Here is a 21,690-nt window from a genome sequence, read left to right as displayed (position 1 = left end):
ACATACTGTCATCCTGTGCTGGAAGACGAGGGATCAGGGTGAGAAGGCCGTCCGGAACGCGTCGAGCGCGGCATCCGGATCGCCGCTCGCGCCCCCCTCGAGCGCGACGACGCCGTCGTAGCCGAGCCGGACGAGCTCCTGCGCGATGGCGGGATAGCGGATCTCGCCCGTGCCAGGCTCGAGGCGCCCCGGCACGTCGGCCACCTGGATCTCGCCGATCCAGGGCAGCGCCGTGCGCACGGTCGAGATGAGATCGCCCTCCCCGATCTGCGCGTGGTACAGGTCGAGGTTGAGCCGCAGCGCCGGGCTGTCGACGGCGCCGACGAGCGCGATCGTGTCGGCCGCCGACGCGAACGGCGTGCCCGGATGGTCGACGCGCGTGTTGAGGTTCTCGAGCGTGAAGACGCGCCCGCCCTCCTCGCCGAGCTCGGCGATGCGGCGCAGGGTGTCGAGTGCGCGCAGCCGCTCGCGTGCCCCGGTCAGCTCGCCGGGCCGCACCGGCAGCCCGCCGGGTCCGAGTCCGGTGCCGTGCAGGTTGAGTCGCGGCGAGTCGATGACGGCGGCCGCCTCGAGCGAGCGGCGGGCCGTGGCGAGCAGCGCGGCGATGCCGTCGTCCGTGACGAGGTCGCCCTCGAGATAGCCGGTCATCGAGGAGAACACCGCGCCGGTGGCGGCGAGCGCCGGGAGGTCTTTGCCGCTCCAGTCCCAGATCTCGACCTCGAAGCCGCGCTCGTGCAGGTGCTCGACGCGCCACAGCACGGGCCGGTCGAGGAAGAGCATCTCGGCCGTCGCGGCGAGGCGGTAGCGCACGGCGGCGCCCGTTCCGCTCATGCGGGGTCGGGCACGAGCACGTCGCGGACGAGCGCGTCGAGCTGCGCGTCCGCCTCGAGGAACTGCCGGAGGGTGCGGCGGGTGGCGCCGAAGTCCTCGAACTCGTCGATCGTCATCCCATCCGGCTCGTAGGCGCGGCGGAAGTCCGGCACGCGCTCGAGCAGCGTCGCGACGATGCGCGGGTCGACCGGGGTGTCGATCCGCGGCTCTGCGCCGAGCGGGTTCTCGTTGATGCGCAGCTGCCAGTCGAACGGCGGCGAGACGACGAGATCGCCCCCGACGAGCTCGGACCACTGCATGTGGTTGCGGAAGGCGGCGGAGAGGATGCGCGACCGGAAGCCGCGCTCGCGGAAGATCTCGTAGCCGCGCTTGAGCGCGGCGACGCCGGCCCACTCGAGCGCCCCGGGGTCGATGAGCACGCGGTCGCGCGCGACGGTGTGCTTGAGCCAGTCGTCGAGCCGCCCGCCCATGATCGTGACGACCGGGCCCATCTCGGCGGTGTCGTGGCCGTCGGCCTCGCGGCGGGCGAGCCCGCGCTCGACCGCCTCGCCCACGGCGACGGCCTGCGGCACTGTGAACGACACGGTCGCGTTGATGCTGACGCCGCGCGCGGTGACTTCCTCGATCGCCTCGATGCCGACCCGGGTGGCGGGGATCTTGACGATGATGTTCGGCGCCAGCGAGTCGAAGTGCATGGCCTGCGCCACGAGCGCGTCCGCGTCGCGGTGCAGCCGCGGATCGGTCTGCACCGACAGCCGGCCGTTGCGGCCCCGGTGCTCGCGGAAGATCGGCTCGAGCAGCGCCGCGGCCTCGACCGACAGCGCCTCGACGGCGAGCCAGCCGAGCTCGGCCTCCCCCGCGGTCGGATGCCGCGCGGCGAGCGCGCGGAGCCTCGGCACCCAGACGTCGAGGTGCGAGGAGATCACGGTGTACGCGATCACCGGGTTGCAGGTCGCCCCGACTGCGCCGAACCCGATCGAGCGGGCGAGCTCCTCCGGATCGGCCGAGTCGTTCCAGAGGGCGGTCGCCGTCGTGGCCGCCGCCCGGGCCAGCGGCGGGAGGGTCTCGAGCTCCGGTCCGGTGAGGGTCATGGGGGTGCTCCGCCTTCCGCGTCGTCGCGGGCGACCGGGATCCGATCGCCATGTACCAATGTACTGACATTTTATCCCGGACGCCAGATCCCGGTCGCCTGCTGTTATCGTCAGCACAAAGTCAGACCCGAGGAGATCAGCCGATGGCGTCGACGCCGACCCTGCCCCTGAGCCTGTTCATGGACATCGACCGCTCCGGTCCGATCCCGCTGTACTACCAGGTGGCCAGCCGCATCGAGGCGGCGATCGCGGACGGCACCGTGCCCCCCGGCACCCGCATCGACAACGAGCTCGACCTCGCCGACCGCCTCGGCCTGTCGCGCCCCACGATCCGCCGCGCCATCCAGGAGCTCGTGAACAAGGGCCTCGTCGTGCGCCGCCGCGGCATCGGCACCCAGGTCGTGCACGGCGCGGTGAGCCGCAAGATGGAGCTCACCAGCCTGTGGGAGGACCTCTCCGGCTCCGACCAGAAGCCGGAGACCCGGCTGCTCGAGCACGAGATCCGTGTGGCCGGCGACACCGCCGAGCGGCTCGGCGTCGATCCGGAGGCGCCGATCCTGCACCTGCGCCGCCTGCGGATCGCGAACGGCGTGCCCCTCGCGATCCTGGAGAACTCGCTCCCCGAGCCGTACACCGATTTCGGCCGCGAGGAGCTCGAGGAGTTCGGGCTGTACCAGCTCATGCGCAGCCGGGGCGTCACGTTCCGGGTCGCCCAGCAGCGCATCGGCGCCCGGGCCGCGACGGTCGACGAGTCGAAGCTGCTCGAGATCAAGCGCCACGACGCCGTGCTCGCGATGGACCGCGTCGCCTACGACAACGCGGGCGTCGCCGTCGAGGCCGGCCACCACTGCTACCGGCCGGACCGCTACTCGTTCGAGGTCACGCTCGTCGACCGCTGATCCGTCTCGGCATCCGGCGGGAGCAGCGCGGCGAGCTCCGCGGCGAGCGCGGCGAGCCGCTCGGCGTGCCCGTCGTCGTCCGCCGGCTCCGGCACGAACGGCAGCCGCGGCTCGAGCGCTCGGCCCATGTCGTCGGCGGCGTCGAGGCGCGCGCGTTCGACGAGATCCCCGACCGCGGCGGGGTTCGCCGCGCGGCGCTCCAGCTCGAGCGCGAGCCCGCGCAGCATCGCCGCGCGCCGCGACTGGCGCGGACCGTCGGCGCTGAGCGGCAGCAGCCGGCGCTCAATCCGCTCGGCGTCCGCCGTCTGCTCCGCCGCGAGCTCCCGCAACCGGCGTCGCGCCGACGTGCTCGCGCGCAGCGGGTCGTAGTCGAGTCCGTCGCGCAGCGCCGAGATGACGATGCCGTTGCGGATGGCGAGCCGCACCGCGGCGTCGGCCACGAGCAGGCTCTCCTCGATCACGCGCGCGAGCGGCGCCTCCGCGGCGGTCGGCGGATCGACGTACCGGCCGACGTTCACGCGCCGGCGCCTCCAGGGCAGGCGCATGGTCCCATGGTGCCCGAGTCCGGACGCGCCGGCGGACGGGCTCGCGCGCTCAGACCGCCGGGCTCCGCCGCTCGGCGATCGACTCGCGGACACCCGTGCGGGCGCTCCGGTCCGCCGCGTCGGCGAGCAGCAGGGCCTCGCGTCCGTCACGCAGCGTCGTCGGCACCCGCTCCCCCGCCGTGATCGCGGCGACGAACGCGTCGAGCTCGGCGCGATAGGCGAGCGCGTAGCGCTCGAGGAAGAAGTCGAGGTACGCACCGGCGGCACCCGAGACCCCGGCGCCGGCGAACCGGACCGCGGTGGCCGTGTGGTTCTCCGCCGACAGCATCCCTCGCGGGCCGAACACCTCGAGCCGCTGGTCGTAGCCGGCCGAGCTGTGCCGCGAGTTGACGATCGTCACGACCGCGCCGGAGGCCGCGCGCAGCGTCGTCACGGCGCCGTCGATGTCGCCGTCGGCGACCGTGTCCGGGTCGAGGCGCTGCCCGACCGCCGACACCTCGTCGATCTCGCCGACCAGGAACCGCGCCATGTCGAGGTCGTGGATGGCCATGTCGCGGAACAGCCCGCCCGACTGCGCGAGGTAGGCCAGCGGCGGCGGGGCCGGGTCGCGGCTGATGATCGTCACCTGCTCGACCGGCCCGATCTCGCCGGCGTCCACCCGGGCGCGGATCTCGGCGAAGCCGGGATCGAACCGCCGGTTGAAGCCGACCATCACCCGGTCGCCGCCGTCGCCGATCCGCGCCAGCGCGTCGTCGACCCGTGCGAGGTCGAGGTCGACCGGCTTCTCGACGAGCGCGGCCTGCCCGGCGGCGATGGCTGCAAGGATCTGCTCGACGTGGAACGGGGTGGGCGAGCCGATGATGACCGCGTCGATGCGGCCGGCGTCGAACACGTCGTCGACCGTGGTCGTCGCGGCAGCGCCGTGCTCGGCGGCGAGCGCGTCGGCGGCGCCCGGCACCGGGTCGGCGACGAGCACGAGCTCGGCGCCGGGGTGCGCGGCGAGCGAGCGGGCGTGCACGCGGCCGATGCGGCCGGCGCCGATGAGGCCGAATCTCAGCATGGGGTCTCCTCAGGGGTCGACGTCCGCGGCGCGGACGGGTCGGGGTCGGATCGGCCGGACTCAGCCGAGCAGCGGGCGCTGCGCGCGGCGCTGCTCCTCGTACTCCGCCCGCGCGGCGGTGGTGCTCGGCAGGGTGGCGACCTCGGCGACGGGCACGTCCCACCATCCGGCGTTGTCCGGCGCGTAGACGAGCGGGTCGGACTCGATGTGGATCAGCGTGGACGCGGTCGACGCCTTCGCCTGCGCGACGGCGGCCGACAGCCGCGCCGACGCATCCGGTCCCGGGGCGATCTCGATCACCTCGACGCCGTAGCTCCTGGCGTTCGCGGCGAGGTCGACCGGGAGGATCTGCTCGCCCTGGAAGTTGCGGGCGGCCGGATCGTAGCTGCGGTACTTCGTGCCGAACCGCTCGGAGCCGATCGTCTCCGACAGGTGGCCGATCGACGCGTAGCCCTGGTTCTGGATGAGCACGACGATGATCTTGATGCCCTCCGCGACCGCCGTCACGAGCTCGGTGTGGAGCATGAGGTACGAGCCGTCGCCGACCATGACGATGACGTCGCGGTCATCGCCGGACGCCTCGGCGCCCCGCTTCACGCCGAGCCCGCCGGCGATCTCGTAGCCCATCGTCGAGAAGGCGTACTCCACGTGGTAGCCGAGCGGGTCGCGCACGCGCCAGAGCTTGTGCAGGTCGCCCGGCAGCGATCCGGCGGCCTGCACCACGACGTCGCGGGGATCGGCGGCGCGCTGCACCGCCCCGATGATCTCCGGCTGGCCGGGGCGCTCGGCGCCGGTCGGCGCGAGCGCCGCATCCGCGGTGCGGGTCCACTCCGCGATCTCGGAGCCGTACCGGCGCTCGAACGCCGCGTCGACGCGGAAGCCGGCGAGCTCCTCCAGCAGGGCGACGAGCGTCTCGCGCGCATCCGCGATCACCGGGAGCTGCGAGCCGTGCTTGTAGGCGTCGAACGAAGCCACGTTGATGTTGACGAAGGTGACGCCGGGGTCCTGGAAGACCGTCCGCGAGGCCGTCGTGAAGTCGCTGTAGCGCGTGCCGATGCCGATCACGACGTCCGCGTCCGCGGCGAGGCGGTTCGCGGCGAGCGTGCCGGTCGCGCCGATGCCGCCGAGGTTCTGCGGGTGGTCCCAGTCGAGCACGCCGCCGCCGGCCTGCGAGGTGCCGACCGGGATGCCGGTCGCCTCGACGAGCGCGCGGAGCTGCTGCTCGGCGGCGGAGTAGAGCACGCCGCCGCCGGCGACGATGAGCGGGCGCTTCGCGGCCCGGATGGCGGCCACGGCCCGGGCGAGCGCGCCGCGCTCCGGCAGCGGACGGCGCAGGTGCCACTCGCGCGGCTGGAGGAACTCGACGGGCACGTCGAGCGCCTCCGCCTGCACGTCCTCGGGCAGCGCGATCGTCACGGCGCCGGTCTCGGCCGGGTCGGTGAGCACGCGCAGCGCGCCGAGCGCGATCGAGTACAGCTGCTCCGGCCGCTGCACGCGGTCGAAGAAGCGCGACAGCGGGCGGAACGCATCCGTGACCTGGATGCCCGGATCGTGCGGCAGCTCCAGCTGCTGCAGCACCGGGTCGGCGACGCGCGTCGCGAAGGTGTCGGACGGCAGCAGCAGCGCCGGCAGCCGGTTCGCCGTCGCGAGGGCGGCGCCGGTGAGCAGGTTCGCGGCACCGGGGCCGACGGACGCGGCGGAGGCGAACGTGCCGAGCCGGCGGTGCATCCGCGCGTAGCCGACCGACTGATGCACCATCGCCTGCTCGTTGCGGGCCTGGTGGTACGGCATCAGGTCGGGCTGCTCGACGTTGAGCTGCTTCAGCGCCTGCCCGACGCCGGCCACGTTGCCGTGGCCGAAGATGCCGAACGTGCCGGCGATCGTGCGCTCGCGGTGGTCGCCGTCGACCGTCCACTGGTTCGCCAGGAACTCGATCAGCGCCTGGCCGACCGTCATCCGTCGCGTCGTCATGTCTCAGGAGCTCCAGGTGTCGCGGATCCACGCGTGCGCGGGATCGTCGGTGATGCGCCAGGCGCGGCCCTCGTCGGGACCGGCCATGACGTTGAGGTAGTAGAGGTCGTAGCCCGGCATCGCCCCGGCGGGACCGTGGAAGCCGTGCGGGATCAGCGCGACGTCGCCGGGTCGCACCAGCTCGACCAGGTCGATCGGGTGCCCGGGCGAGTCGTACGCGGCGAAGACCCCGATCGGATCGGCGCCGGGCGCGGCGGTGGCGGCGAGGCCCTCCGCGACCGCGAGGTCGAAGAAGTAGATCTCCTCGAGCCGGGTCTCGGTGTCGCCGGCCTCGTCGTGCTTGTGCGGCGGCACGCCCGACCAGTTGCCTGCCGGCGTGATGACCTCGCAGACGAGCAGCTTCGCGGCGTCGAGCGCGCCGGGCAGGCCGAAGTTGCGCACGACGCGCGACGACGCCCCACCCCCGCGGTGCTCGACGGGCACGTCGGCGGCGCGGATGACCTGCAGCGGCAGCGGTGCGGTGCCGGCCGGCACCGGCGCCTCCGCGATCGCGACGCGCCCCGGCGCATGCACCGTCGCGGCGGCGCCGACGGGCAGGTACAGCGCATCGGCGGGACCCGCGAACACGGAGGCCCGGCCCGCGAGCCGCACCTCGCCCTCGGCGTTCTCGACGACCACGTCGTTCTCGAGCGGCACGATCATCCGCTCGAGGGCGCCGGCGGGCAGCACGAGGTCGCCGGAGCCGACCCGCAGACCGGTGTGCGCCCAGCCCTCGATCGAGTCGTCGACGACGACGTCCCACCCGTCGCGGGCGAGCTCGCCCCGTCGCGAGAACCAGTCCGTCATGCCGCTGCCGTCACCCGTCGCGATCAGTTCTGCGGGAAGCCGAGGTTGATGCCGCCGTGGCTCGGGTCGAGCCAGCGCGAGGTGACCGCCTTCTCCTGCGTGAAGAAGTCGAAGCCCGCCGGGCCGTACGCCTTGTTCGCGCCGAACAGCGACTGCTTCCAGCCGCCGAACGAGTAGTACCCGACCGGCACCGGGATCGGCACGTTGATGCCGATCATGCCGACCTGCACCTCGTTCTGGAACCGCCGCGCGGCGCCGCCGTCGTTCGTGAAGATCGCCGTGCCGTTGCCGAACGCGCCGGAGTTGATGAGCTCGACGCCCTCCTCGTAGGAGGCGACGCGCACGACCGAGAGCACCGGTCCGAAGATCTCCTCGGTGTAGGCGCGCGAGGTCGTCGGCACGTTGTCGAGCAGGGTCGGGCCCAGCCAGAAGCCGTCGGCCTCGCCGTCCGCCTGCACGCCGCGGCCGTCGACCACGACGGTCGCGCCGTCCGCGGCTGCGACGTCGATGTACGAGGCGACCTTGTCGCGGTGCTGCCCCGTCACGAGCGGACCCATGTCGGGCTCGCGGCGGCCGTCGCCGATGCGCAGCCGGCCGATCCGCTCGGACACCTTCGCGATGAGGTCGTCGGCGATCGGCTCGACGGCGAGCACGACCGAGACCGCCATGCAGCGCTCGCCCGCGGAGCCGAAGCCCGCGTTGATCGCCGAGTCGGCGACGAGGTCGAGGTCGGCGTCCGGGAGCACGAGCATGTGGTTCTTCGCGCCGCCGAGGGCCTGCACGCGCTTGCCGTTCCGCGCCGCGGTCTCGTAGATGTACTGGGCGATCGGCGTCGAGCCGACGAACGAGATGCTGCGCACCTCCGGCGCGTTCAGCAGGCCGTCCACCGCGAGCTTGTCGCCCTGCAGCACGTTGAAGACGCCGTCCGGGAGGCCGGCCTCCTTCCACAGCTCCGCCATCCAGAGCGCCGCCGACGGGTCCTTCTCGGAGGGCTTCAGCACGACCGTGTTGCCGGCCGCGATCGCGATCGGGAAGAACCACATCGGCACCATGGCCGGGAAGTTGAAGGGGCTGATGATGCCGACCACGCCGAGCGGCTGCTTCAGCGAGTAGACGTCGACGCCGGTCGAGACGTTCTCGGAGTGGCCGCCCTTGAGGAAGTGCGGGAAGCCGGTCGCGAGCTCGACGACCTCGAGGCCGCGGGCGACCTCGCCGCCGGCATCCGAGAGCACCTTGCCGTGCTCGCTCGTGATGATCTCGGCGAGCTCGCCCTTGCGGGCGTTGAGCAGCTCGCGGAAGCGGAAGATGACGCCCTGGCGCTTCGAGATCGGGGTGTCGCGCCAGCCCGGGAACGCGGCCTCGGCGGCCGCGACGGCCGCGTCGATCTCCTCCTGCGAGGCGAGCGCGACGTGCTTCGTCTGCACACCGAGCGCCGGGTCGTAGACGGGCGCGGTGCGGCCGGAGGTGCTCGCCACCTCGGCGCCGCCGATCCAGTGGTTGACGGTCTTCAGTGCCGTGTCGGTCATGGTCTGCCTCGGTTCCTTCGGTGGTGGCTGGTGATCAGCGGGCGGCGACGGTGCGGTGCACGAGTCGGGCGGCGGTGTCGACGGCCGCGGCGACGTCGTCGTCCGCAGGGTAGAGCAGGGTGCGGCCCACCACGAGCCCGCGCACGCCCGGCAGCGCGAGCGCGCGCTCCCAGCCCGCGTAGGTCTCGTCGGGCGCGGAGTCCGGATCGCCGCCGAGCAGCAGCGTCGGCAGCGTGGTCGCCTCCATGACGCGCTCCATGTCGTCGATGACGGGCAGCTTCAGCCAGGTGTACGCACTGGTCGAGCCGAGCCCGGCCGCGATGGCGGCGGAGAGCACGACGGCGTCGGCGGAGAGGTCGTTGCCGATGCGGCCGTCGCGCCACTCGCTGATGAAGGGCTCGAGCATGATCGGCACGCCCTCGGCCGCGGCGGCGGTGACGGCCTCGGCGTTCGCCTGGAGGGTCGGCGCGGTCGCCCGGTCGGCCAGGTTGATGCGCACGAGGGTCTTGAGCATGTCGAGGCCGGCCGCGCGCGCACCCTCGGCGCGATAGGCGGTGAAGCGGTCGTCCATCTCGAACGCGGCACCGCGGAGGCCGCCGCGGTTCATCGAGCCGACGGCGATCCGCCCCTCGAGCAGGCCGAGGGCGGCGAGGTCGTCGAGGATGTCGGGCGTGCCGAGCACCCCGTCGACGGCCGGGTTGCCCAGGGCGACCGCGAGGCGCTCGAGCAGGCCGTAGCGGGAGGCCATGGCGGAGCCGTCGCCCCGCACGCCGAGCGCGCCGCGGGCCGGATGATCGGCCGCGACGATGAAGAGGCGACGGTCGTCCCCGAGCAGATCGCGGCGCGGGCGGCGGGCGAGCGCGTCGGCGATCCGCTCGGGCGCCAGCGCACGGGTCTCGCGCAGCCGGGCGAAGTCCTCCGGCCCGAGCGCGGTCACGAGGCGGCTCCGGCGAGGAGCGCCTCGACCTCGGCGGAGGTCGGCATGGCCGTCGAGCACTCACGGCGGCCGGCGACGATGGCGCCCGCGACGTTCGCGAAGCGCAGCATCCGCTCGAGCGACCAGCCCTCGATGAGGCCGTGGGCGATCGCGCCGCCGAAGCCGTCGCCGGCGCCGAGCCCGTTGACGACCTGCACGGGGTACGGCGGCACCTCGACGGTCTCGTCGCGCGTCTTGGCGAGCACGCCGCGCGGCCCCTGCTTCACGATCGCGAGCTCGACGCCGCGCTCGAGCAGCGCGTCCGCGGCGCGGTGCGGATCGGTCTCGCCGACCGCGACCTCGCATTCCTCGCGGTTGCCGATCGCGACGGTCACGTGCTCGAGCGCGCGCGCCACCTGGCCGGACGCCTCGTCCGGCCGCGCCCAGAACATCGGGCGGTAGTCCAGGTCGAGCACGGTGTGGCCGCGGCGGGCGCGGGCCTCCCAGGCGGTGAAGTGCGCGCTGCGGCTCGGCTCCTGCGACAGGCCGGTCACGGTCGCCCAGAAGATCTTCGCGCGGTAGATCGCGTCGAGGTCGAGGTCCTTCGCGGCGATGACGAGATCCGGCGCGATCGGCGCCCGGTAGAAGTAGAGCGGGAAGTCGTCGGGCGGGAAGATCTCGCAGAACGTGACCGGGGTGTTGAGTCCGGAGACCGGGGCGACGAACTCGTCGCTGACGCCGAGCCGCACGAGCTCCTGGTGCACGTAGCGGCCGAACGGGTCGTCGCCGGTGCGGGTGATGACGGCGCTCGCGAGGCCGTGCCGCGCGGCGGCGACGGCGACGTTCGTCGCGCTGCCGCCGAGGTACTTGCCGAACGTCTGCACGTCCTCGAGGCCGACGCCGTCCTGCAGCGGGTAGATGTCCACGCCGACGCGCCCGATGGTGAGCAGGTCGAAGGTGGTCGCGGAGCGGTGCGGTGTCATCGGGGTACGTCCTCGTCCCGGGGGCGGATCATCGTGCGTCCAACGCTAGCACGTTGCTTGGCCTAATGTACTGACAAAGATGCGACGGTGTCCGTCCACGAGCCGGAGGCCGCGGACGCCGCGATCGCGTCGGCGATCTCTGCGGCGCGGACCGCGTCGTGGAGGCTCGCGCCCGGCGCCGTGCCGTCCGCGATGGACCGCACGAACCGCTCCGCCTCGATCACCTTGAGGTCGTCGTAGCTCATCGGGTTGGCGGCCCCCGGCTGGAATCGGCCGAAGTCGCCGGCGCCCACGCCGACGTGCACGGTGCGGACGGGCGCCTCGTTCGCACCGGAGTCCGCGATCTGCAGCTCGCCCATCCGCCGGTAGTCCCAGGCGAGCGAGCCCGTCGAACCCTGCACGGTGAAGCCGTAGTCGTTCTGCCGCCCGACGGCGACGCGGCTGACCTCGAGCGTGGCACGCGCCGGACCGGCGAAGCGCAGGATCGCCGCGGCCCAGTCCTCGTTCTCGACAGCGGTCGGCGTGCCGGTCGCGGCGAGCTGGTGGCCGGTCGTCGCGCCGTCCGGACGCAGCCGGGTCGGGATGAGGATCGAGCTCTCGCCCAGCACCTGCACGGGCTCGCCGACGAGCCGGCGGACGAGGTCGATCGCGTGCGAGCCGAGATCCGGCAGCACGCCGTGGCCCGCACGGCGCTGCTCGTAGCGCCAGGTGAAGGCGCCGGCGGGATCCGCGGCGTAGTCGCTCGCGAACCGGACGGCGGCGGTGGCGACGTCGCCGATCGCCCCGTCCGCGAGCAGCGCGAGCGCGGCCTCCACGGCCGGCGCGACGGCGTAGTTGAAGCCGACGGCGGCCCGCACGCCGGCCCGCTCGATCGCCGCGGCCACGGCCCGCGCATCCTCGGCGCCGACCCCGACCGGCTTCTCGATCCAGACGTGCTTCCCGGCCTCCGCGGCGGCGATGGCGATCTCGCGGTGCAGGAAGTTCGGCGTCGTGATGCTCAGCGCGTCGATCCGGTCGTCGGCGAGCAGATCGCGCCAGTCCTCGACGGCGATCTCGGCGCCGAACCTCGCGGCGGCCTCGGCGGCGCGACCGGGCACGTCGTCCGCGATCGCGACGAGCCGCACCCGCGGCCCGTCCGGGTAGTGGTGCGCGATGCGCGTGTAGGCCTGCGCGTGCACGCGGCCCATCCATCCGAACCCGACGACCCCGACCCGGATCTCGTCCCGGGACGCCGTCGTCCCCTCGGCTGCCGCCACGGCCTGCTCCTCCGCCTCGCCATCGCCGGCGCCCGATGGGCCGGCTTGACCTAATGTACTGACAAACGGCGGGGAGTCAACCGGGGCCGCGCCCGCGGCCCGTCGCGGCGGTCAGTACCCCGGGGTGCGGGCGGCGACCTCGTCGTCCGACGCGGCGGACACCTCGCGCACCCAGGTGCCGAAGTCGCGCGACGGGCGGTAGCCCGCCTCGGTCCAGCCGCCCGTGTTCGGGCGCTCCGGCGCTCGCGACACGTCGATGCCGAAGCGCTCCACTACGTCGCGCGAGCCGGGGAAGACGCGGTCGAGCGTGCCGATCGGATCGGCGGACCAGCCCGCGAGGTCGTCGTCGGAGAACGAGTCCGGCTGCACCGCGTCGATCACGAGCGAGCCCTCGTTCGCCCCGGCCCAGTCGACGCCGAGCACGACGGCGTCGAGCACGTCCTCCCGGTCGACGCGGCCGTAGAGCAGGTCGCGGCCGTAGCCCTCGACCCAGCCGGTCCACGGCGTGAAGCTGCCGGGGCGCACCGCGACGGTCGTGAGGTCGTGGGCGCGGCGGGTGTACTCGAGCACCTGCTCGCCGATCACCTTCGTGAAGCCGTACTTGTCCCACGGGTTGTGGATCGCCTGCGACGAGAGCCAGACCACGCGGTGCACGCCGGCGGCGACCGCCGACTGCAGCGCCGAGACCGTGCCGTCGAGGTTGAGCGACCAGAACTCGGCCTCGGTGCGCTCGCCGGAGTGGATGCCGTGCCAGGCCGGCAGGTGCAGCAGCAGGTCCGCGCCCTCGAGCACCGCGTCGAGCGAGCCCGGCTCGCGCACGTCCGCCGGCGCGACCTCCGCCCGCGGATCGAACCCGCCGACGCCCGGCAGGTCCGACAGCACCACGCTGTGACCCGCATCCAGCAGCTTCGGGGCGACGCCGCGCCCGACGTTGCCGCCCGCTCCCGTGATGACGATCCGCATCGAATCCAGCTCCTTCGCCGTGTGGTCGCGACCACGCTAGCGCCGACAGGTGTCGCCGCGCCGGGCTAGCGTGGCGGTCATGGATCTCGGCCTCGAAGGACGCGTCGCACTGGTCGCCGGCGGCACCGGCTACATCGGGCGGGCGGTCGTCGACCGGCTCCGCGCTGAGGGGGCGACGGTCGTCGCCGCCTCCCGGCATCCGGGCGGTCCCGACGACGTCGAGCTCGACGGCCTCGACGACGACTCGGCCCGCGCCGCCGTCGCCGAGGTGCTCGCCCGGCACGGGCGCCTCGACGCGCTCGTCGTCACCGCGGCACCGCCGGCGCAGACGCTCGATCCGGCCCGCAGCACCGATCCGGAGGCGGTGCTCGAGGGCATCGACGCGAAGTCGCTCGTCTTCCTCCGACTCGCGAACGCGGCCCTCCCGGTCATGCGCGAGGCCGGGTACGGCCGGATCGTCGGCGTCGCCGGGCAGAACGGCTACCTCACCGGCACGATCGTGGGCTCGGTGCGGAACGCCGCGCTGATCATCGCCGCGAAGAATCTGGCGGACGCCGTCGCCGGCAGCGGCGTGACGGTCACGACCGTGAGCCCCGGCGGCGTGACGGACGAGCCGTCGGCGGAGGTCGGCCAGGGCCGCGGCGGCGAGTCGAGCCCCGACCAGATCGCCGACGTCATCGCCTTCCTCGCCTCGCCCCGGTCGGCCGCGGTCAGCGGTCAGGACATCGCCGCGGGCCACCGCGTCCGCGGCGCCATCCTCTAGCCGGGATCGCCCCGCCGCACCACGACATCCCGTCGGGTCTTGAAACGTTCCAACGGTGTGCCCTAGCGTGACCTCACCGTCCACGTACAAGGGAGTGCGCGCATGAGCATCGACGACCTCGCCGACGCGATCCGGAAGCCCGCGATCGAGTTCCGGCCCGAGCTGCGCTGGTGGCTCGCCGAGGGCCTCCACACCGACGCCACGCTGCGTCGCGAGATCGAGGCCGCGCACGCACTCGGCTTCGGCGGCATGGAGTTCCTCGCCATGGACGAGGGCGCGATCGACCACGCACGCTACGGCTGGGGCTCCGAGGAGTGGGTGCACGACTCGCAGATCGTCGTCGAGGAGACGACCCGACGCGGCATGTCGGTGAGCTTCACGTCGGGCACGAACTGGTCGAACGCGAACCTGCCGACGATCGACGCCGACCATCCGGCCGCGGCGCAGGAGCTCGACCTCACGATCGAGGACCTGGACGGCGGAGCCCGCCGCAGCGGTCCGCTCCCGCGCGTCGACCTCGAGGCCGTGCCGACCGACCACATCATCCCCGGCGAGCGCGGCGCGATCCACGACCAGCGCCTGCTCGCCGTCGTCGCCGCGCCGATCGAGGGCGAGACCGCCGGCGGCGTCGTGCTCGACCCGGACCGCGTGCTCGACCTCACCGTGCACGTCGTCGACGGCGAGCTGGACTGGCAGGCGCCGGCCGGGTCGCGCTGGCGCGTCTTCGTCTTCTGGCTGCACGGCACCGGTCAGACGGCGTCGCCCTCCGCCTCCGTCAACTGGACCGTCAACTACCTCGAGCGCGCCGGGGCCGACGCCGTCATCGACTACTGGAGCACGGTCGTGCTGACGCCCGAGCTCCGGGCCCAGGTCGAGCAGAACCCGCGCGCGCAGATGTACATGGACTCGCTCGAGCTCTCCACCTGGGGGCAGGGCGGCATCCTCTGGGGTCCGTCGGTCGCCGAGGAGTTCCGCCGCCGCCGCGGCTACGACCTCACCCCCTGGCTGCCGTTCGTCGTGCGCAGCTACCAGATGATGGCCGCGTCCACCGAGTACCGGAACGCGCCGGTCGCGGGCCGGGAGACGGACGTCGAGAAGGTGCGCTTCGACGTGGTGCGCACGCTCACCGACCTCTACATCGAGAACATGCTGCGGCCGTTCGCGGCGTTCCTGCACGAGAACGGCATCCTGCTGCGCTCCGAGATCAGCTACGGCCTGCCGTTCGAGCTGACCCGGCCCGGTCCGGAGGTCGACGGCATCGAGACCGAGTCGCTCGAGTTCGGCTCGCAGATCGACGCCTACCGGCTGCTCGGCGGTCCGGCGCACCTGTTCGGCAAGCAGTACTCGTCGGAGACCGGGGCGACGACGCGCAACCACATGCTCGACCACCGGTTCTACGACCAGATGATCGCGACCCAGCTCGCCGCCGGCATCACGAAGACGGTGCTGCACGGCTGGGCGAGCACGGCCGGCGCCGAGGGCGTGACCGAGTGGCCGGGCCACGAGGGCATGTGGCCGATGTTCAGCGAGCGCTTCGACACCCGGCAGCCCGGCGCGGAGTTCTACCCGCTCTGGAACGACCGGATCGGCCGGCTCCAGCACGTGCTGCGGCGCGGCGAGCCCCGCATCGACGTCGGCATCCTGCGCACGGACCACTTCACCGACAACCTGTCCGGCTTCGTCTTCGTCGGACCGGACGGCGAGCGCATCCTCGACGAGGACGCCTACGGCCGGATGTGGATGCGCGACCGCCAGAACCACTGGTGGCAGGACCTCGGCATGCAGGATGCGGGCTGGACCTACGAGTTCCTCGACGGCTCGCTGCTGCTGCACCCCGACGTGGAGCTCGTCGACGGGCTCGTGCAGCCGCACGGACCGGGCTACCAGGCCGTGATCGTGTTCCAGTCGTCGCTCGACCCGGACGTCGCCCGCCACCTCGTCGAGTGGGCGCGCGCCGGCCTCCGCGTGCTGCTCGTGCACGGCGCCCGCGAGCTCAAGCTGCTGCTGCGGGACGAGCACATCGTGCACGAGCGCGCGGCGGCGCAGACCCCGGGCCTCGACGGACGGGATGGCGAGCTGGCGGCCGCCATCCGGGAGCTGACGAGCCTGCCGACGGTGCGCGAGGTCGACTCCCCCGCAGACGCCGTGGCGGCGCTGCGCGACCTCGGCGTGACCGGCCGCGCGGAGTTCACGGCCGAGAACCGGTCGGTGCTCTCGTACCTCCGCGAGGAGGGCGACCTGCTGCACCTGTACCTGTACCACTTCCTCTACGAGACGGGCGAGCCGACGGAGGTCGAGGTGCGGCTGCCCGGTGAGGGCGCGGCCTACCGGATCGACGCCGGCACCGGCGCCATCCGCCCGCATCCGGATGCCCGTGCCGAGGGCGGCGCCACGCTCGTGCGCCTGCGGCTCGCGCCCGGCGAGACCGCGCTCGTCACGCTGGACCGGTCGCAGGCACCGGCCGGCGAGGCCGTCGCGGCGACCGTGCGCGAGATCCCGGTCGACGGCTGGACCGCCGTCGTGGAGAGCTGGGACGCCGGCGAGCCCGAGCTGCTCACCGAGGACCGCGGGCTCGGCTACGTGACGCGGGAGGTGCGGCCGACGACCGCGGTGACCGAGCTCGCCGCGGCGCCCGGTCCGCTCGCGCCGTGGAGCGAGCTCGCGGAGGTCGGGCCGGAGGTGTCCGGCGTCGGGCGCTATACCGCGTCCGTCGACCTCGGCGAGCTGCCGGACGGCGCCCGCGTGCTGCTCGACCTCGGCTCGACGGGCGGCGGCCTCGCCTCCGTCAGCGTCGGCGGATCGGCGCCGCGCGGCGCGGACACCTCGGCGCCCGTCGTCGATATCACCGACCTGGTCGGGGTCGGCCCGGTCGACCTCGAGGTGCGCGTGTCGAGCTCGCTGAACAACCGGCTCATCGCCCGCGGCTACTACGACCAGCTGCCGGACATCGCCCGCGAGCTGCTCGGACTGCCGAGCGGCCCGCACGTGACGCGGGTGCGGGAGCACGGCCTGCTCGGCCCGGTGCGCGTGCTCGTCGAGACCCGGTCCTGACCCGCCGGGCGGCCCCCGGTCGGGGGTCACCCGGATGTCACCCGCGGACCGCCCGGTCTACCGTCGACGGATGAACGAGCTGGCGGAGCAGCCGGAGCTCTTCCCGCTCATGCGCGGGGGCGGGGCGTTCCTCGCGGCCGTCGGCCTCGGGATCGTCGTCGGCGCGCTCGGCGACCGGCGCTGGCGCACGATCGCGCTCATCGCCGGCGCCGCCCTCGGCATCCTCGCGATGGCCGTGCTCGGCATCACGAAGCTCGCGTTCGCGGGCGTCGGCTACCCGGCCGCCTGGCAGTGGGTCGTGCTCGGCTCCGCGTTCCTCGTGGAGGGCCTGCTGGTCAACCTCGTCGTGCGGCGGATCCCCGATACCGGGTCGCGGCGGTTCTGGCTGTGGATGCTCGTCGTCGTCGGCGTGCACTTCCTCATCCTGCTGCCGAGCCACGGCGCGATCTGCGGCGGCCTCGCACTCGTGTGCATCGCGAACGCGGCCCTCGGGCTCCGGCTGGAGCGGGTCGACGTCCGCGTGTTCTGGGCGGTCGACGGCCTGCTCAAGGTCGCCGCCGGCATCGCGATGGTGCTGATCAGCCTGATCTGAGCCGATCCCCCGGTCTCCGGCTCCCGCGGCTCCGTCCGGCGGTCATCGATTCGTGCGATCGGGGCGCTTCCGGCACTCCGGATCGCCCCGATCCCACGAATCGATGAAGGTGCTGATGACGTGCCGCGTCAGGCCTGCTCGATGCGGATCATGTTGCCGGCGGGGTCGCGCACCGCCGCGTCCCGGGCGCCCCAGAACTGGTCGGCGGGCTCGGAGACCACGTCGGCGTCCGGCGAGGCGGCCACCTTCTCGAACGTCGCGTCGAGGTCGTCGGCCCGGAACTGCACCATGCCGAGCTCGCCCTTCGCGAGCAGTGCGGCGAGCGCGTCGCCGTCCTCCGCCGAGCGGCCGGCCTGCGGCTGGGACAGCACGATCTGGATCTCGGGCTGGGTCTCGGACCGCAGCACGATCCAGCGGAACCCGTCGTTCTCGACCTCGCTGACGACCTCGAACCCGAGGGTGTCGCGGTAGAAGCCGACGGCCGTGGCCGGGTCGTCGACGTAGATGTGCACGTGGCTGATGGAGACGCTCATGCGGCGAGACTAGGCGGAGGCCTCCGGGGTCGCTTCTCCGATCCTGCTCGACATCGCAGCGGATGCCGCCGGCGGCATGCGCCTCGGGCGGGTGACCGCCATCGCCCGGCACGTGGACAGCCCGCGCAGTTCCTCGTGCCCGCGGGCGCGGTACGCCGACGGCGTCTCGCCCACCAGCTCGGTGAACCGCGCCGAGAACGAGCCGAGGCTGGTCGCGCCGACGGCCATGCAGACCTCCGTCACGCTGAGGTCGGCATTGCGCAGGAGCGCCTTCGCGCGCTCGATGCGCCGGGTCATCAGGTACGAGTACGGCGACTCGGCGTAGACGTCCTTGAACCGCCGGCTGAAGTGCGCCGTCGACATGAGCGCGGTCCGTGCGAGCGCGGCGACGTCGAGCGGATCCGCGTACTCCCGGTCGATCCGGTCGCGGGCGCGCCGCAGCCGGCGCAGCTCGTCGAGGTCGGTCGGCACGCGACCATCCTGCACCGGGCGGGCGCAGGGGTCGACGGCGACCGGGTGGCCTGGTGTGCTGGGCACATGAGCTCTCGCATGTCCGCGATCAACATCACCTGCCGCGACCACGAGTCCCTCGGCGCGTTCTGGCAGCAGGTGCTCGCCCTCGCCGAGGATCCCGACGATCCCAACCTGCCCGGCGACCCGGTCACGGTCTACTTCACGGCGCCGGTCGCGGTGCGTTTCCTGTTCCAGCCGCCGGAGGACGGCGCGGACTTCGCGCCGCGCATCCACTTCGACGTGGATGCCGACGACCGCACTCGCGACGAGGAGGTCGACCGGCTCCTCGCGCTCGGCGCCGAGCTGGTGGCGGACGAGCGCCGCCCCGACGGCACCGGGTGGGCCACCCTGCGCGATCCGGACGGCTACGAGCTCTGCGTGCAGCGCAGCGCCGCGGAGCGCGCCGCGGCGTCGGCGTGATGCGCTCTCAGGCTCCCGGCCGCTCGATCGGCTCGCGCGTGTAGTAGTCGACGAGTCCCTCGGGCATCGGCAGCACGGGGCGGCCGAACTCGCCGGTGAGGTACATCGGCGTGACCGTGTAGGGCTCCCGCGCGCGCTCGGGACGCGCCCAGCGCACCCCGTTCGCGATGACCCGGCGCACGTCCGGGTGGTGGTAGACGGGGTAGATCTCGTCGCCCGGGCTGAAGTAGAAGACCTTGCCATAGCCGCGGCGGTAGGTGATGCCGCCGCGGAACACCTCGCCGCCGGAGAAGCTCGAGATGAAGATCAGCTCGTCGGGCTCCGGGATGTCGAAGAACTCGCCGTACATCTCCTGCCCGGGGATGACGATCGGGTTCGGCACGCCCTCGGCGATCGGATGCCGCGGCGCGACCGTCCAGACCAGCTCGCTGTCGCCGTCGTTGCGCCACCGGAGGCTGCAGGTGGTGCCCATGAGCCGGCGGAAGATCTTCGAGTGGTGCCCGGAGTGCAGCACGATGATGCCCATCCCCTCGAGCACGTGCCGCTGGATGCGCTCCACGACCTCGTCGGAGACCTCCTCGTGGGCGGTGTGGCCCCACCAGAGCAGCACGTCGGTCTCGGCGAGCAGCGCCTCGGTCATGCCGTGCTCGGGCTCGTCGAGCACCCGCGTGACGACGACGGCGCCGTCGCCGAGGTGCTCGCGCACGCCGTCGGCGATGGTGGCGTGCATGCCCTCCGGGTAGATGCCGCGGACCGTCGCGTTGATCTGCTCGTGGCGGTTCTCGCCCCAGACGACGACGCGGATCGGGGTGGTGGTGACGGTGTCGGTCATCGGGCGCCTCCCGACGCGGTGGTGATGGATGCAGTGGTGATCGATCCAGTGGTGGTGGATGCGGCGGCGAGGCGGTCGGGCGCACCCCAGCCGCGACGCGCGAGCGCCTCGGCCGCGGAGCCCCAGGACCGGAGCACGCCGGCGACGTCGGGCTGCTGCTCCTCGTCGACGGCCTGCGCGAGCGCGGACTCGAGCAGGTCGGCGAGCACGACGCGCTGCCCGCCGAGGTCGCTGGAGCGGATCGCGCCCTCGACCATGGCGAGGCTGAGCACGTTGGCGCGCACCTCGTTCGACGGGGTGCGGCCGGTGCGCACGGCGCCGGCGAACTCGGTCAGCGAGCCCTCGACCTCCTCCGGCGCGTCCGGCAGCTCGACGGCGACCGGGGCGGCGCCGGACGCGACGTCGACGGTCGGGGCCGAGTCGCCGTCCCAGGCCGCGGCGCCGCGCTCGGCCCAGACGTGCCAGTCCGCGTTCCACGAGCTGGGCATGCCGGGCGTCGCGCGGCTGCCCGAGTAGACGAAGCGCGCGCCGGACGCGAGCTCGAACTCCGCGGTGGCCGCCGCGTCGCCGGCGAACCAGCTCCAGGGCGGGTTCCAGCTGCTGCAGCGCACCGCGACCGGCTCGTCGCCGGTGAGGAAGCGGAGGATGTCGAAGTGGTGGATCGACATGTCCACCAGCAGCGGATGCGCCATCTGCTCGCGGAAGCCGGGCTCGTGGTCCTCGTGGAAGAACTCCGCCGTGACCGCGCCGAGCGGGCCGAGCCGGGCGACTGCGTCGCGGAACGCGGTGAGCGAGTTCCAGTAACGCCGCGACTGGCTCACCATGAGCAGCCCGCCGGTGAGGTCGGTCAGCGCGACCTGCGCCAGCGCCTCGGCGAGCGTCGGGCCGAGCGGCTTCTCGCACAGCACCGGGAGGCCGAGCCGCAGCGCCTGCTCGTTGACGATGCGGTGGGCCTGCGGCACGGTCACGTCGATGACGGCGCCGGCGGCGGAGCGCTCCGCGACCTCGGCGAGCGACGAGCCGACCACGACGTCCGCGAGCCCCGCGTCCGCCACGGCGGCGGTCGCGAGGTCGAGATCGAGGTCGACGACGCCGACCGGCACGGCCACCGGCGACGACGCGAGGATCCGGATCCAGTGCCGGCCCATCGCGCCGGCGCCGACCACCACGACGGGCAGGCGCCCGCCGTCCGATGCCGAGGTCATCCCTTGACCGCCCCTCCCAGGCTGGAGCGGAGCAGGTGCTTCCGCACGAACACGTAGAGCACCGCGGGCGGGGCGACGTAGACGATCGCGCTCGCCGCGAGCAGGCCCCAGTCCACCTGGTTGTGCTCGCTGAAGGCGCGGAACAGGCCGATGGAGAGCGGATACAGCTCCTGGCTCTGCAGCATCACGAGCGGCGTGAGGAAGTCGCCCCAGACGTTCATGAACGTGAGCATCGCGGCGGCGCCGAGACCCGGGCCGACGAGCGGCAGCACGATGCGCCAGATCGACTGCAGCCGGGTGCTGCCGTCGACCCACGACGCCTCCTCGAGCTCGATCGGCACGGCCGAGATGGTGCCCTTGAGCAGCCACAGCGTCACCGGCAGGTGCATCACCGCCTCGACGAGGATGAGGCCGATCAGGGTGTTCGAGAGCTGCAGGTTCACCATGATCAGGTACAGCGCGACGATCGTGGCCGGGGCCGGCACGACGCGGATGAGCAGGATCGCGAACATGAACGTGCGACGGCCCGGGAACTCGAACCGCGCCAGCGCGTAGCCGCCCGCGAGCCCGAGGGCGAGGTTCAGCGCGGTCGAGCTGACGCCGATGATGAGGCTGTTCAGCAGGAGGAGCGGGGTGCCCGAGTTCGTGAAGAACTTCACGAAGTTCTCGAATGAGAAGTCCGGGAGCTGCACGACGGGGCCGGCATCGCCGTCCACCGCGCTGAGGATCACCCAGAGGAACGGCACCAGGCAGAACAGCGCCAGCAGTCCGATGAGCAGGTAGCCGAAGATGCGCTGCGCGCGCTCGACGGCGGTGAGCGGGCGCCGGCGGAACCGGCGCGGCGCCGTCGGCTTCGTCGTCGCCACCTGAGCGGGGATCGCGGTCGTCGTCATG

Annotated in this window: 21 protein-coding genes; 5 read left to right on the top strand and 16 right to left on the bottom strand. The window is 73.2% G+C overall.

Annotated elements, in window-relative coordinates; all coding sequences use genetic code 11:
- Positions 1-33 precede the first annotated feature (33 nt).
- A complete protein-coding gene (locus tag AC1RSJ_RS02830; protein ID WP_493116811.1) occupies positions 34-831 on the bottom strand; it encodes a TIM barrel protein in 798 nt (265 codons plus the stop codon).
- The gene (locus AC1RSJ_RS02825) at positions 828-1,922 is read right to left on the bottom strand and encodes a transaldolase family protein (RefSeq protein ID WP_493116810.1); all 1,095 of its coding nucleotides are present in this window, start codon (positions 1,920-1,922) and stop codon (positions 828-830) included. Before AC1RSJ_RS02825 ends, AC1RSJ_RS02830 begins: the two co-directional genes overlap by 4 nt.
- 143 nt (positions 1,923-2,065) lie before the next feature.
- Between AC1RSJ_RS02825 and AC1RSJ_RS02820 the strand changes: the two genes are divergently transcribed.
- Entirely contained in the window at positions 2,066-2,821 is a 756-nt protein-coding gene (locus AC1RSJ_RS02820) for a GntR family transcriptional regulator (RefSeq protein WP_493116809.1), read from the top strand.
- Here the strand turns inward: AC1RSJ_RS02820 and AC1RSJ_RS02815 are convergent.
- From AC1RSJ_RS02815 to AC1RSJ_RS02775, 9 genes are all read right to left on the bottom strand, one after another.
- Positions 2,788-3,366 (bottom strand): hypothetical protein, encoded by a 579-nt coding sequence (locus tag AC1RSJ_RS02815; protein ID WP_493116808.1) that lies wholly within the window; start codon positions 3,364-3,366, stop codon positions 2,788-2,790. The genes AC1RSJ_RS02820 and AC1RSJ_RS02815 overlap by 34 nt on opposite strands.
- Before the next feature lie 49 nt (positions 3,367-3,415).
- Entirely contained in the window at positions 3,416-4,426 is a 1,011-nt protein-coding gene (gene iolG / locus AC1RSJ_RS02810; RefSeq protein ID WP_493116807.1) for an inositol 2-dehydrogenase, read from the bottom strand.
- 60 nt (positions 4,427-4,486) lie between these two features.
- Complete coding sequence (gene iolD, locus AC1RSJ_RS02805) at positions 4,487-6,382, bottom strand: 3D-(3,5/4)-trihydroxycyclohexane-1,2-dione acylhydrolase (decyclizing) (protein ID WP_493116806.1); 1,896 nt, start codon at positions 6,380-6,382, stop codon at positions 4,487-4,489.
- Positions 6,383-6,400: 18 nt separating this feature from the next.
- Positions 6,401-7,243: a 5-deoxy-glucuronate isomerase gene (locus tag AC1RSJ_RS02800; RefSeq protein ID WP_493116805.1), complete on the bottom strand. Its 843-nt coding sequence runs from the start codon at positions 7,241-7,243 to the stop codon at positions 6,401-6,403.
- 23 nt (positions 7,244-7,266) lie between these two features.
- Positions 7,267-8,769 (bottom strand): CoA-acylating methylmalonate-semialdehyde dehydrogenase, encoded by a 1,503-nt coding sequence (locus AC1RSJ_RS02795; protein WP_493116804.1) that lies wholly within the window; start codon positions 8,767-8,769, stop codon positions 7,267-7,269.
- Between the two features lie 34 nt (positions 8,770-8,803).
- Positions 8,804-9,706, bottom strand: coding sequence for a Cgl0159 family (beta/alpha)8-fold protein (locus AC1RSJ_RS02790; protein ID WP_493116803.1), 903 nt, complete (start codon positions 9,704-9,706; stop codon positions 8,804-8,806).
- Entirely contained in the window at positions 9,703-10,668 is a 966-nt protein-coding gene (iolC, locus tag AC1RSJ_RS02785) for a 5-dehydro-2-deoxygluconokinase (protein WP_493116802.1), read from the bottom strand. Before iolC ends, AC1RSJ_RS02790 begins: the two co-directional genes overlap by 4 nt.
- 62 nt (positions 10,669-10,730) lie before the next feature.
- Positions 10,731-11,924 (bottom strand): Gfo/Idh/MocA family protein, encoded by a 1,194-nt coding sequence (locus tag AC1RSJ_RS02780; RefSeq protein ID WP_493116801.1) that lies wholly within the window; start codon positions 11,922-11,924, stop codon positions 10,731-10,733.
- A 111-nt stretch (positions 11,925-12,035) separates the two neighbouring features.
- Positions 12,036-12,887 (bottom strand): NAD-dependent epimerase/dehydratase family protein, encoded by an 852-nt coding sequence (locus tag AC1RSJ_RS02775; RefSeq protein ID WP_493116800.1) that lies wholly within the window; start codon positions 12,885-12,887, stop codon positions 12,036-12,038.
- Positions 12,888-12,966: 79 nt separating this feature from the next.
- On the opposite strand from AC1RSJ_RS02775, the gene AC1RSJ_RS02770 reads away from it, so the two are divergent.
- The 3 genes from AC1RSJ_RS02770 to AC1RSJ_RS02760 all read left to right on the top strand — a co-directional run bounded on the left by AC1RSJ_RS02770 (position 12,967) and on the right by AC1RSJ_RS02760 (position 17,293).
- Positions 12,967-13,650, top strand: a complete 684-nt coding sequence (locus tag AC1RSJ_RS02770) for an SDR family NAD(P)-dependent oxidoreductase (RefSeq protein ID WP_493116799.1) — start codon at positions 12,967-12,969, stop codon at positions 13,648-13,650.
- Positions 13,651-13,752: 102 nt separating this feature from the next.
- Complete coding sequence (locus AC1RSJ_RS02765; protein WP_493116798.1) at positions 13,753-16,701, top strand: glycosyl hydrolase; 2,949 nt, start codon at positions 13,753-13,755, stop codon at positions 16,699-16,701.
- A gap of 70 nt (positions 16,702-16,771) precedes the next feature.
- Entirely contained in the window at positions 16,772-17,293 is a 522-nt protein-coding gene (locus AC1RSJ_RS02760) for a DUF6609 family protein (protein WP_493116797.1), read from the top strand.
- Positions 17,294-17,421: 128 nt separating this feature from the next.
- On the opposite strand, the gene AC1RSJ_RS02755 is transcribed toward AC1RSJ_RS02760, so the two are convergent.
- Together AC1RSJ_RS02755 and AC1RSJ_RS02750 are read right to left on the bottom strand one after the other, a co-directional pair.
- Positions 17,422-17,826, bottom strand: a complete 405-nt coding sequence (locus AC1RSJ_RS02755) for a VOC family protein (protein WP_493116796.1) — start codon at positions 17,824-17,826, stop codon at positions 17,422-17,424.
- Positions 17,827-17,835: 9 nt separating this feature from the next.
- A complete protein-coding gene (locus tag AC1RSJ_RS02750; RefSeq protein WP_493116795.1) occupies positions 17,836-18,297 on the bottom strand; it encodes a helix-turn-helix transcriptional regulator in 462 nt (153 codons plus the stop codon).
- A 78-nt stretch (positions 18,298-18,375) separates the two neighbouring features.
- Between AC1RSJ_RS02750 and AC1RSJ_RS02745 the strand changes: the two genes are divergently transcribed.
- A complete protein-coding gene (locus AC1RSJ_RS02745; protein ID WP_493116794.1) occupies positions 18,376-18,759 on the top strand; it encodes a VOC family protein in 384 nt (127 codons plus the stop codon).
- A 7-nt stretch (positions 18,760-18,766) separates the two neighbouring features.
- Here AC1RSJ_RS02745 and AC1RSJ_RS02740 read toward each other — a convergent pair whose 3' ends face one another.
- The 3 genes from AC1RSJ_RS02740 to AC1RSJ_RS02730 are packed head-to-tail and all read right to left on the bottom strand — an operon-like array spanning position 18,767 to position 21,689.
- Complete coding sequence (locus AC1RSJ_RS02740; RefSeq protein WP_493116793.1) at positions 18,767-19,591, bottom strand: ThuA domain-containing protein; 825 nt, start codon at positions 19,589-19,591, stop codon at positions 18,767-18,769.
- A complete protein-coding gene (locus AC1RSJ_RS02735; RefSeq protein ID WP_493116792.1) occupies positions 19,588-20,796 on the bottom strand; it encodes a Gfo/Idh/MocA family protein in 1,209 nt (402 codons plus the stop codon). The genes AC1RSJ_RS02740 and AC1RSJ_RS02735 overlap by 4 nt, the downstream gene beginning before the upstream one ends.
- Positions 20,793-21,689, bottom strand: a complete 897-nt coding sequence (locus AC1RSJ_RS02730; protein ID WP_493116791.1) for a carbohydrate ABC transporter permease — start codon at positions 21,687-21,689, stop codon at positions 20,793-20,795. The genes AC1RSJ_RS02735 and AC1RSJ_RS02730 overlap by 4 nt, the downstream gene beginning before the upstream one ends.
- Position 21,690 lies beyond the last annotated feature (1 nt).

This window comes from Schumannella sp. GW821-FHT10F01 (assembly GCF_058809295.1).
The sequence above is the reverse complement of the archived record's forward strand: the minus strand, read 5'-3'. Positions and strand labels throughout refer to the sequence as shown.

Bases quoted from the DNA above. Each gene is read 5' to 3' on its own strand.
- AC1RSJ_RS02830 (WP_493116811.1), bottom strand. From the start codon at position 831: ATGAGCGGAACGGGCGCCGCCGTGCGCTACCGCCTCGCCGCGACGGCC.
- AC1RSJ_RS02825 (WP_493116810.1), bottom strand. From the start codon at position 1,922: ATGACCCTCACCGGACCGGAGCTCGAGACCCTCCCGCCGCTGGCCCGG.
- AC1RSJ_RS02820 (WP_493116809.1), top strand. From the start codon at position 2,066: ATGGCGTCGACGCCGACCCTGCCCCTGAGCCTGTTCATGGACATCGAC.
- AC1RSJ_RS02815 (WP_493116808.1), bottom strand. From the start codon at position 3,366: ATGCGCCTGCCCTGGAGGCGCCGGCGCGTGAACGTCGGCCGGTACGTC.
- iolG (WP_493116807.1), bottom strand. From the start codon at position 4,426: ATGCTGAGATTCGGCCTCATCGGCGCCGGCCGCATCGGCCGCGTGCAC.
- iolD (WP_493116806.1), bottom strand. From the start codon at position 6,382: ATGACGGTCGGCCAGGCGCTGATCGAGTTCCTGGCGAACCAGTGGACG.
- AC1RSJ_RS02800 (WP_493116805.1), bottom strand. From the start codon at position 7,243: ATGACGGACTGGTTCTCGCGACGGGGCGAGCTCGCCCGCGACGGGTGG.
- AC1RSJ_RS02795 (WP_493116804.1), bottom strand. From the start codon at position 8,769: ATGACCGACACGGCACTGAAGACCGTCAACCACTGGATCGGCGGCGCC.
- iolC (WP_493116802.1), bottom strand. From the start codon at position 10,668: ATGACACCGCACCGCTCCGCGACCACCTTCGACCTGCTCACCATCGGG.
- AC1RSJ_RS02775 (WP_493116800.1), bottom strand. From the start codon at position 12,887: ATGCGGATCGTCATCACGGGAGCGGGCGGCAACGTCGGGCGCGGCGTC.
- AC1RSJ_RS02770 (WP_493116799.1), top strand. From the start codon at position 12,967: ATGGATCTCGGCCTCGAAGGACGCGTCGCACTGGTCGCCGGCGGCACC.
- AC1RSJ_RS02765 (WP_493116798.1), top strand. From the start codon at position 13,753: ATGAGCATCGACGACCTCGCCGACGCGATCCGGAAGCCCGCGATCGAG.
- AC1RSJ_RS02760 (WP_493116797.1), top strand. From the start codon at position 16,772: ATGAACGAGCTGGCGGAGCAGCCGGAGCTCTTCCCGCTCATGCGCGGG.
- AC1RSJ_RS02755 (WP_493116796.1), bottom strand. From the start codon at position 17,826: ATGAGCGTCTCCATCAGCCACGTGCACATCTACGTCGACGACCCGGCC.
- AC1RSJ_RS02745 (WP_493116794.1), top strand. From the start codon at position 18,376: ATGTCCGCGATCAACATCACCTGCCGCGACCACGAGTCCCTCGGCGCG.
- AC1RSJ_RS02740 (WP_493116793.1), bottom strand. From the start codon at position 19,591: ATGACCGACACCGTCACCACCACCCCGATCCGCGTCGTCGTCTGGGGC.
- AC1RSJ_RS02735 (WP_493116792.1), bottom strand. From the start codon at position 20,796: ATGACCTCGGCATCGGACGGCGGGCGCCTGCCCGTCGTGGTGGTCGGC.
- AC1RSJ_RS02730 (WP_493116791.1), bottom strand. From the start codon at position 21,689: ATGACGACGACCGCGATCCCCGCTCAGGTGGCGACGACGAAGCCGACG.